Here is a 9,779-nt window from a genome sequence, read left to right as displayed (position 1 = left end):
GACATCGAGTACCTGGGCCGACTGCGCAGTCACTCCGGCCTGCAGAAACTGGCGGCACCGCACCTGAAGCGGCCACCCGGCCGGCCACCCGAGCAGCCTCGCGAGTGGTGCCACGATCTGGCGTATCAAGCGGGCTCTTGGTCGGCACCGCGTCGCGTGGTGCTGGTGGTGCAGGAACGCCCCGATGACCTGCTGCTGCATGCCTTCTTCCTGGTCACCAACCTCGGCAAGTTCGACTGGCCGCCGGAGAAGGTCCTGGCGCTCTACCGCAAGCGCGGCAGCGCCGAGGCGCACATGGGCGAGGTGAAGTCGGCGCTCGACGTGCACCTCTCGTCGACCGATCGCGGCGCCTCCACCGTTCAGGACGTGATGGCACGCAACGAGGTGAGCCTGCTGCTCAGCCTCTACGCCTACCAGGTCCTGCATGGCCTGCGCTGCCTGCTGGAGCGGCAGACCCGGCAAGGCTGGAGCCTCAGCCGGATGCGCGAGCAGGTGCTGAAGGTCACCGCCACGCTGAGGCTGCACGCTCGGCGAATCACCGTTCATCTGGGTGCCGCCGCCGACAAGTGGTGGCCGACGCTGCTGAAGGGGCTGCCGAAGCTGACCGCACTGAGCTGACGCTTCTGCGAGACCACCACAGCATCAGAAAGCGAGCGACCGGAGCGGCGGGCGGCGATCACGGCTGCTTGGACGGTCGCCATTGATTCCAAAGAGCTATAAGGAAGCGGGGAAATTTCAGCGTTTTGGCATTACTCAACAGCTATTCGCGCTGAAGAAGCCGATCCTGATAAGCGATGCCACCAGTCAGTACCTTCAGACCGCTCAATCAGCACCCTCGTGAATGAGGCGGGCTGATGGCTGCACTATACCCTGTGCAGTTCTGGAGGGGGTCACTTCACAATCATAGCACCTCTCCAAGATGGGCGCTGGGGGCGAAATAGCCTCTTTGATGCGTCGTCAGGTCTGACAGTCTGACGGGTGGGGATGTCAGTACGAAAATCGGGAAAATGAAATTTAGCTGAAAATTCAGGTTCGTTTCAGTTGACCACTACAAGCTTTGTGCGTCAAGATTAAGTGCCGTTTAACTGGCACATCCATATTGAGGCAATAAATCGTTGTCGATATGAAAATTAAAATAAGGAGTTTCAGGTGAGCAAAATCTTCAAATCAATAAGCGCTCCGCTGGCGATAGCTTTAGTAGCAACACCGGCGTTGGCCGCGGAGCCGGTCGGGCGTGCGTCACCAACCGTAGAAGACCTGAAGGTTGAAATAAATCAACTGACGGCTGAAGTGGAAGAGCTCAAGAAAGGCGATTCCCCCTTCACGGTGAACGGTTATTACCGCCTGCAGGCGACCTCAGAAAGCCTGGATGAAACCAACGAGAACAGCAGTTCATTTGTTGACCAGCGCCTGCGTGCAAAGATCACCGGCGACCTCAACGATAACGTGAGCCTGGTTTGGTACGGTGAGCTCGATTCTCCCTGGGGTGAGAAGGGAAGCTGCCAGGGTGACAATTGCGGCAAACTCAGCGCCGACGGCGTTGGCGTTGAGACCAAAAATGTCTACGCTGAACTGAAGGTGCCGAACAGCGACTGGAAGGTGCGAGCGGGCGTCCAGGGGTATGGCTTCGGCAAGTACGAGAGCCTTGTTACCAACGACGACATGAATGGCGTCTCCTTTGCGGGCAATGTTGGTATGGCCACGCTGACAGGTGGCTGGTTCAAGTGGGAAGAAAACGATAGAGATTCTGCGGACGACGTGGACTTCTACATGTTGAGTGCCGAAGTTCATCCCAGCGAGGTTTTCCACTACGGCCTTACCGGAGCTCAGATCAGCAACAGCAGTCCGGATGCTCTGAATGGTACGGCGGCTCGAACGGATGACAACTATTTCGGTGCCTACGCCGATTTTACCTTTAACAAAATGGCCTATAGCGGCTCGGTACTTTACAAAAAGTCGTCCGGGCGTGACTCTGACGCAACAGATGGCGACACGTACATGTTGAATCTGTATGCCCAGAGGCATTGGGACAATGCAAGCCTCAAGATTCACGGCATCTACATTCCGGCTGATGACAGCAGCAATGGTGCAGATCGCTTCGCGGCAAACCAGTCAGGCTGGGAGCTGAATAGCAGCAATCTGCAAATCTTCGGAACAGACTACTACTACAACAATGGTTCCCAGGGGGCCAAGTCAGTTTATGACGCAGCTTACCAGGGATATGGTCTGATGGGGCTGATGGTCTCGGGTGATCAGGAACTTTCCAACGACTACTACCTGAAGTACGGCACAGGATACTTCCGCGCTGCCGACGACGCGCCCGACAGCGCTGCTGCTCAGGCCAACGGCTCAACCCTTGGTACTGAAGTCGCTGCTCAGCTTGGTAAAAAGTTTGCCGGCGTGTATGACATCAGCCTCCGCGGTTCTTACGGTTTCATGGGAGACTTCTACGGAGATGACCCGGAGGATACCTATAAGGTCGTAGCTATGGTCAATATCAGTTACTGATCAACGTGTAATTTCATGATCTGATACAACGGCCGGGCCTTAGTCCGGCCGTTTGTCATTGAGCCGAACATGCGGAAGGTCGGCAATGATTTTGACGAAATCCTCCAAATGAGGACGCTAGCTGACCCACGCAAAGGGGCTAGCCTTTTCTACTGGGCATTATCGTACTAAAACCACCACCGGACGCCCGCCACGAAGCTGGAGGACTCGACGTCTTCCCCCTCGCGCTCACGAAGGTCCTCTGTGTTGCCCAGAAAGCGGGTGTAAGAAACACCCACGTAGGGCGCAAACTCCCTCGAAAAGTGGTATCTCAGACGGAGCCCCAGGCCCACATTATTGATGCCACTACCGACGCCCCACTCCTCAACATCGCTGAAGGCAACGAGCGTTTCGCCGCGGCCCTGCAAAATGAGCCTTTGGGTCAGCAGCCAGTCGTACTCGGCTTCAAGATCGTATGACACGTCACCGTCGTCGGTGACTCGGAGATTTGTGTCTACCTCAAACCAGTAGGGGGCAAGTCCCTGCAATCCAACAATGGCCGAATAGCGCTCCTTATTAGGGCTGGGGCCAAACGTTGTCTGGGCACCCAATCCTGTCTGTATATCCCAGAAGCGATCGAAGCGATAGCTGTACTGCACATCAAAATTTTCGATGTCGCCGCTGTCGCTGGATAGATCAGTCTCACCTTCCGTTTCGACCCAGAGCCGATTGCGATCTTTACCAATCCAGGCCTGGGCGTCCCACAGGGCCAATTCGTTGTCGCCGTCACGCTGGTATTCCATCCGGTCAAACAGAACCTGGCCAAACACCTGGTTGTCGTGTATCGGCAGCGTCCAGTCCGGTTCGGCCTGAACGCCAGTACCGGCGGCGCCGGCTCCCGAGGCAAGCGTTAAGGCTGAGGCACCCACAACCCACTTGATGCGATTCATCATAATGTTCATCCCCTATCCCGTTAAACGACCGACACGACACGAAACATGCCTGCGTCCATGTGGTACAGAAGGTGGCAATGGAAAGCCCAGTCACCCGGTGCATCCGCTGTGATCAGCGCGGATACACGCTCGCCGGGTTTGACGGAAATCGTGTGTTTGCGTGGACGATATTCACCTGCACCGGTTTCCAGTTCCATCCACATGCCATGCAGGTGAATGGGGTGATCCATCATCGAGTCGTTGACGAGGATCAATCGCAGGCGCTCGCCATGGTAGAACTTGACCGGGCCATCGACTTCAGAGAACTTTTTGCCGTCGAACGACCACATGTAACGTTCCATATTGCCGGTAAGGTGCAGTTCCACCTCGCGTTCGGCCGGGCGCTTGTCGGGCCAGCCCTCAATGCTCTGCAACTGGGAATAAGTCAGCACCCGATGGTTGGCTGTTTCAAAGCCTACACCAGGGTCATCCAGACGCGATTGCGGGCTGGAAGCCACCATGGCCGCCCCGGGACCGTGATTATCAGGGCCATGGGATATCGGCCGACCCGCCGTCGGGACCTCATTCATCGTTGCTTTGTCCGAGCTCATCTTGTTCATTCCCGAGTCGGCGCCATTCATCATCATTTGGCCATGGGCTTTGTCGTTGCTGCCCGACATCATCGCCATCTTGCCACCCATGTCCATGCCGCTGTCCATGTTCATATCGCCGTCCTTGCCCATGGCGCCCATGCTCATCGCGCCCATGCCCATGGCGGCCATACCGCGCTCGGTTCGCGGATACATGGGCGGTACTGGCGCCTCCATTCCCTTGCGGGTGGCTAACGTTCCGCGCACATACCCCGACCGATCCTGTGACTGGGCAAACACGGTGTGAGCCGTGTCGGTTGGCTGTACAATCACGTCGTAGGTTTCCGCCACGCCAATGCGGAATTCATCCGTTTCTACGGGCTGCACTGGCTGACCGTCAGCGGAGATAACCGTCATCGGGAGTCCCGGGATACGGACATCAAAGAAGGTCATCGCCGAGGCGTTGATGAATCTCAGGCGAATTTTCTCGCCGGGACGGAACAGCCCGGTCCAGTTGCTGGCGGAAGGCGACCCGTTCATCAGGTAGGTATATTCAGAACCGGTTACATCCAGGATATCCCGGGGACTCATTCGCATTCTGCCCCACATGCCGGCTTTGCTCCACGCGGCATCCCAGCCCATGGTTTCGACGTCCTTGAAGAAGTCGCCAACGGTGCGCTGGTTGTAGTTGTAGTAGCCCTCCGCCACTTTCAGATTGCGGAATACGTCGTAGGGAGAATCAAAGGTCCAGTCGGAGAGGACCACAACGTATTCGGGATCATAGGTCACCGGTTCCGGCTCGGCAGGATCAATGATAATCGGCCCATAATGGCCCAGCTGTTCCTGAAGGCCAGAGTGGCTGTGGTACCAGTAGGTGCCGTGCTGTTCGACCGGAAAACGGTACTCAAACGTTGATGCCGGGAAAGCTGACGCCAGGAACGCCGTCCATCTGGTACGGCAGAATCAGGCCGTGCCAGTGAATGGATGTTGCCTCCGATAGCGTATTGGTGACACGCAAGATTGCCTCGCGCCCCTGTTTGAGGCGCACCAGAGGCGCTGGCAGAGTGCCGTTGATGGTGATGGGCTGTTCCGAGACTCTGCCCCCTATCTTGAGAGGTGTTCTCGCGACGGTCAGGTCGTAAATGTCAGCGCCATTACGCACGGTGTGAAATGCATTCGTGTTGTCCAGTTGTCCTCTAGCATAGGCCGGTAACAAACTGTCGAAACCGGCAAGAAGTCCCATTGTGGCAGCTCCTTGTATAAGGCGGCGCCTGGACACACCTGCATAGAAATGTCTATCGCTCATAGGTTGCTCCTAAAACCATGTATATACAGCTTCTCGCGTTCGTGGCTCGATTGTTGACGCTACCCGGTGCAACTGAAATCAAACTGAAAAGACGACCGGTAACCCCCCATTTTTAGGCTCTTCGTCGCTGGGTGTGGAATTCGCCCCCTGAGCTGGGCCAGGATATGACCTCCACATGGACAGGAGGTACGACATGGACGGCACGCAGATTCTGACCCTCGGCCTAGGCCTTGAAGCGCCCTGGTTGCTTAAGGACCAGCACCTGGATACCTCCGTGTCGCCCCACCGCCTGGACCTCTATGTCGAGGCCGAGCGGGGCAGCCTCTACCCCTGCCCGGAGTGCGGCAAGGCCTGCCCGGCCCATGACTTTGCCGACAAGACTTGGCGGCACCTGAACTTCTTTCAGCACCACTGCTACCTGCACGCTCGCGTGCCTCGCACCAAGTGCCCCGAGCATGGCGTCAAGCGTATTGAAGTGCCCTGGGCGCGGCCGGGCAGCGACTTCACCCTGCTGTTCGAGCAAGCCGCTATGTCGTTGGTCAAGGAGATGCCGGTGCTGGCCGTCTCCCGGCAACTGGAGATCTCCGACAAACGCCTGTGGCGCATCGTGCATCACTACGTCGGCCGCATGCTGAGTGAGCTGGACCTGGCCAACGTGACCACCGTCGGCGTCGATGAAACCGCCTCCCGACGCGGTCATCGCTACGTCACGGTATTCCTCGATATGCAGCGCAAGCAGGAACCGGTGATCTTCGCCGTCCCCGGCCACGGCAAAGACGCCATCAAGGCCTTCAGCGCCTTTCTGGCAGCGCATGGCGGTGACACCGACAACGTGGTCGAGGTCGTGTGCGACATGTCACAAGCCTTCCTCAGCGGCGTGGCCGAGCATCTTCCCAAGGCCGACATCACGGTCGACTGGTTCCATATCGTTCAGACCTTCACCAAGCGGCTGGACGAGGTGCGCAAGAAGGAACGCCGGGAGCAGGGGCATCCCAAGTCGCTGCGCTGGGCCCTGCTGAAAAGCCTCGACAACGAGAACCTGACGCCCAAGCAACTGGCGGCGCTCCAGGAGCTGGTGGCCGATCAGAGCGCCACAGCCGATGCCTGGGTGATCAAAGAGAAGCTGAGCTGGATCCAGAAGGCCCCGACGCCGCGGGCGGCTCGGTGGCGTATCACGAACTACCTCAAGGTCATGAAGGCGGCGGTCACCGAGAAGCCTCTCATTAATATCTGCCCAAAACCTGAGTATTTCATTAACTCTCAAGAACTATATCAAGCCGCAAACTCATTCAAGCGACCTCCATGCGGTCAAAATGCATATTGTAACCTCGCACGCACTTCATCTCCGCTAGCGCCATTGGCTTCTTCGCCATCCATGTAGCTCATTCCAAGTCGAACATTCTTGTTGGCGTAATAGTTAACGCCCAGTGTTGTTTGCTTACCGTCAGTTGTGGCCAGCCCCACATCACTGTATTTTCCGTCGCCATCTTCAAAACGGGCAATAACTTCCCAGGCTCCTTTGGGCGATGACGGTTTCACTCGCTTGAACGCCCCAGCCTTGTAAGGACGGCTTTCGCCGGTGACAACCCAACCAAGCTGTACGTAATAACCATCAACATCCACCTGACCTTCCTCGGAATCGAAATATTCGGCCTGGGCATGGAAGGGCCCGGAAGCGCCGGCCAATTCCAGATTAAACGTATCGACCTCATTGGCCTGAGTGTCGGCATCACGCGTGGTATAACCCGCACCAAGATGAACAACAGCATTATTCGTTTGAACGGGTGCAACCGTGCCCCGTGCGGTTACTGCCGTGTTATTGAAGTCGTCGCTGCCATCGCCGTCTGCCTCGAAATAGCCGATACCGTAGGTCCAGTTGCTGCCTTTGCCACTGAGCTGGATGCCGCCGCTGCGACCGGGGGTATAACGCTCGGTCATGGCGGATCGCTCAAGGGCCGAGATGTCTTTTGAACTCGTTAATTGTTCCAGGCCGAATGGCTCTTTCTGCTTACCAATAGTCACGGTTGCCGTCGAGCCAAATCCCAGGTAGCGAATGTACAGGTCCTCAGCGTTCCCGCCGTCGGCGCCATCACTCTCAGCCACGTTGAACTGGGCTTTGTACGCCCAGTCGCCAAAGTGGCCCTTGGCGTAGAGGCGTGCCCGGCGCACGTCGAAATCGGTAGTGTCAACACCGTTGGCGTCAGACTGCGTGGCGTCGTAATCCCATTGAAGGCGCCCGCCGAGCTGAAAAGACGCAGAATTGTCAGACGTTTTCACCTTGATACCGCTCTCGGTATCGATCACAAGGTCTTTGCCGCTGGTCGTAACAGTTCCGGCCTGTGCAGCAGAAGCGGCAGAAATCGCCAAAGCCAAGCCCAAATATTTCTTGCTCATGATCTGTCTCACCTTTTTGGTTTGCTTATGTGTGTTGAAGCGCTATTAAAGCCTACTTGGCAAAGATTACAGAATAGTTACAGAGAATGGCATCAAAACAGGGCGCCGGTCCGGGTCAGTGACAGGTTCTGGGGCGCTAGGTGTTGCGGTCGTTTTTCGGGGGCAAGCTCAGAATGCGCCGATTTGTCTCTATAATTATGATAAACAAGAATAAATAAGATGTGGCAGGAATTTTGCTAAATCATATTTGGAGCAATGAAACCCAACCGAAGGTATCCATTATGAAGAAGCAGTTTTTCACCAAATCAGGTTTTATCAGTATCACTTTGCTTGCAGCACTTCAGGCTGCGCCCGCCATTGTTAGCGCTGACGTCAGCTCAAATGTGAGCGCCAGCAGCAACTATCTGTTCCGGGGCGTCACCCAGACAGACGGGGCTGCGGCTGTCCAGGGAGGGTTGGATTATGAGCATGCGTCGGGCTTCTACGCCGGTGGTTGGGGTTCCAATGTCGATTTTGGTGACGGCACCAGCTATGAGCTTGATCTTTATGCCGGATTCTCCGGCTCTGTGGAAGAACTGGGTTATGACGTTGGGTACATTTATTATGCGTATCCTGACGCGCCGGGCTCCATCGACTTCGGCGAACTGTACGGCGAGATCAGTTATGGCATTGCGGCCATCGGCCTGGCCTACACGATCAACAGCGACACCAGTGGTGATGGGGTGTTCGTGCAGGGGGATGCCTATTACTACGCCTCTGTTGGGGTGCCTCTGGAGGACAGCTACAGTGCCGGTGTGACGCTTGGCTATTACGACTTCGCTGATGACGGCAAGGCTTCTGTCGGCGAGGCAAGTTATTCACACGTCGCCGCCAACGTTACAAAGGATGCGGGAAACTTCGGTTCTTTCAGTGTTAACGTGGAGTACGCGGACATTGAGTCAACCGACGCGCTTGGCTCTGTCAACTCGGATGATCCGAAGTTCTGGCTGGGTTGGAGCAGGAGTTTCTGATCGGCCAAGTGATCACAAGCAATTCAGATCCAGAATAAAAAGCCGGCCCAAATGACGGGCCGGTTTTTATTTATCATGCAAGAACCCACCATCGTGCGCCTGCCTTGACGCCCGGTGACTCGACATCCTCGCCCTTACCTCTGCCCCCCTGCCGCCAAAGCTCATTTCTTATCCGGTGCCTGAATTTCAAACTGTATTAAAGGTTTGTCTGTAAGGTCGCTCCGGAATCCCACGCAAAAATGCTGACTCACTGACCTCAGTCAAACAGCCAGGATGATACTGAATGAACAAACGATTGTTGTTGTGCGCGATGATAGTTCCGGGAGCCTTGGCCGTCTCTCCCATGGTGTCGGCCCAGGCACAAGAGAGTGTGTCGCTGAAAGAATATCAGCAGGCCAAAGCCAGCCAGGCTGTTTCCCTGAACCAGGCCATGGTGATGGCTTTCGAGAACAGCCCGGTATTGGCTTTGAGGCGGGCCGCGGTCTCGATACAGCAGGGACAGTTATGTTTGATATTCGATTTCTACGGCCGACTCGTCTCCACAATGAATGAAGAGTTCCCCTTTCGCTGAATTTGAAGATGAAAACTGAAACCAACCACGGCCAGACTTTTCACGACCATCATCATTTCCAGACCAAGAAAACTCGACTCGCCCTCCATCATCTGGAATGCGGTAGTCGATTTGGCCCTCAACTGCTCCGAATACAAAAAAGCCGAGGCCATCTTCATCGAACTGGAAGTATCCGGGCTCGATAAGATCAACAAAGTCTTGATCCCACATTTCCATCCACTTAATTCGCCAGCGTCCAACGACTTTACTCAAACTACCTCCTTAAAACATAACAGTGATTATACGCCCTTCAACATAACACTATTGAGCGCGCCAGCATGATTATTGATGTTATATCGCCACTCAAACAGGCATAAACCACTGTTTCTAATACCTGAATCCGTGAAGCCGGCGCCGACACTTTCCCTATCACCGCCAGCGAGCACTTTTTGATCATTCGCCCCGTGCAAGTTGGCTTTCGCAAGCCCGTTATTGCCAAAACCCACCGTG

General features: G+C 55.8%; 7 protein-coding genes and 2 pseudogenes. 4 read left to right on the top strand and 5 right to left on the bottom strand.

The features are described 5' to 3' along the window. Both V8L70_RS21975 and V8L70_RS21970 read left to right on the top strand, forming a co-directional pair. A partial coding sequence (locus tag V8L70_RS21975; protein ID WP_336270595.1) for a transposase occupies positions 1-618 on the top strand: 618 nt, incomplete at its 5' end. 531 nt (positions 619-1,149) lie between these two features. Further along, entirely contained in the window at positions 1,150-2,508 is a 1,359-nt protein-coding gene (locus tag V8L70_RS21970) for a hypothetical protein (protein ID WP_336270594.1), read from the top strand. A 167-nt stretch (positions 2,509-2,675) separates the two neighbouring features. Here the strand turns inward: V8L70_RS21970 and V8L70_RS21965 are convergent, their stop codons facing one another. Then, positions 2,676-3,440 (bottom strand): copper resistance protein B, encoded by a 765-nt coding sequence (locus V8L70_RS21965; protein WP_199451743.1) that lies wholly within the window; start codon positions 3,438-3,440, stop codon positions 2,676-2,678. 20 nt (positions 3,441-3,460) lie between these two features. Beyond that, positions 3,461-5,252 (bottom strand): annotated as a pseudogene (locus V8L70_RS21960) (copper resistance system multicopper oxidase). Between the two features lie 256 nt (positions 5,253-5,508). On the opposite strand from V8L70_RS21960, the pseudogene V8L70_RS21955 reads away from it, so the two are divergent. Then, positions 5,509-6,540 (top strand): annotated as a pseudogene (locus V8L70_RS21955) (ISL3 family transposase); the annotation flags it as partial. An 83-nt stretch (positions 6,541-6,623) separates the two neighbouring features. On the opposite strand, the gene V8L70_RS21950 reads toward V8L70_RS21955, so the two are convergent. After that, positions 6,624-7,709 (bottom strand): OprO/OprP family phosphate-selective porin, encoded by a 1,086-nt coding sequence (locus tag V8L70_RS21950; protein ID WP_336270592.1) that lies wholly within the window; start codon positions 7,707-7,709, stop codon positions 6,624-6,626. A gap of 281 nt (positions 7,710-7,990) precedes the next feature. Here V8L70_RS21950 and V8L70_RS21945 point away from each other — a divergent pair, with 281 nt between their 5' ends. After that, the gene (locus V8L70_RS21945; protein ID WP_035566949.1) at positions 7,991-8,719 is read left to right on the top strand and encodes a TorF family putative porin; all 729 of its coding nucleotides are present in this window, start codon (positions 7,991-7,993) and stop codon (positions 8,717-8,719) included. Between the two features lie 502 nt (positions 8,720-9,221). Here V8L70_RS21945 and V8L70_RS21940 read toward each other — a convergent pair. Then, positions 9,222-9,542, bottom strand: coding sequence for a hypothetical protein (locus V8L70_RS21940; RefSeq protein WP_164834383.1), 321 nt, complete (start codon positions 9,540-9,542; stop codon positions 9,222-9,224). A 26-nt stretch (positions 9,543-9,568) separates the two neighbouring features. Next, on the bottom strand, positions 9,569-9,779 hold a 211-nt coding region (locus V8L70_RS21935; protein ID WP_218927822.1), incomplete at its 5' end, for a hypothetical protein.

The sequence above is a fragment of the Vreelandella arctica genome (assembly GCF_037070215.1).
GTDB classification, from domain to species: domain Bacteria; phylum Pseudomonadota; class Gammaproteobacteria; order Pseudomonadales; family Halomonadaceae; genus Vreelandella; species Vreelandella arctica.
The sequence above is the reverse complement of the archived record's forward strand: the minus strand, read 5'-3'. Positions and strand labels throughout refer to the sequence as shown.

Coding starts and splice junctions, on each gene's coding strand:
- V8L70_RS21945 (WP_035566949.1), top strand. CDS start 7,991: ATGAAGAAGCAGTTTTTCACCAAATCAGGTTTTATCAGTATCACTTTG.
- V8L70_RS21965 (WP_199451743.1), bottom strand. CDS start 3,440: ATGATGAATCGCATCAAGTGGGTTGTGGGTGCCTCAGCCTTAACGCTT.
- V8L70_RS21950 (WP_336270592.1), bottom strand. CDS start 7,709: ATGAGCAAGAAATATTTGGGCTTGGCTTTGGCGATTTCTGCCGCTTCT.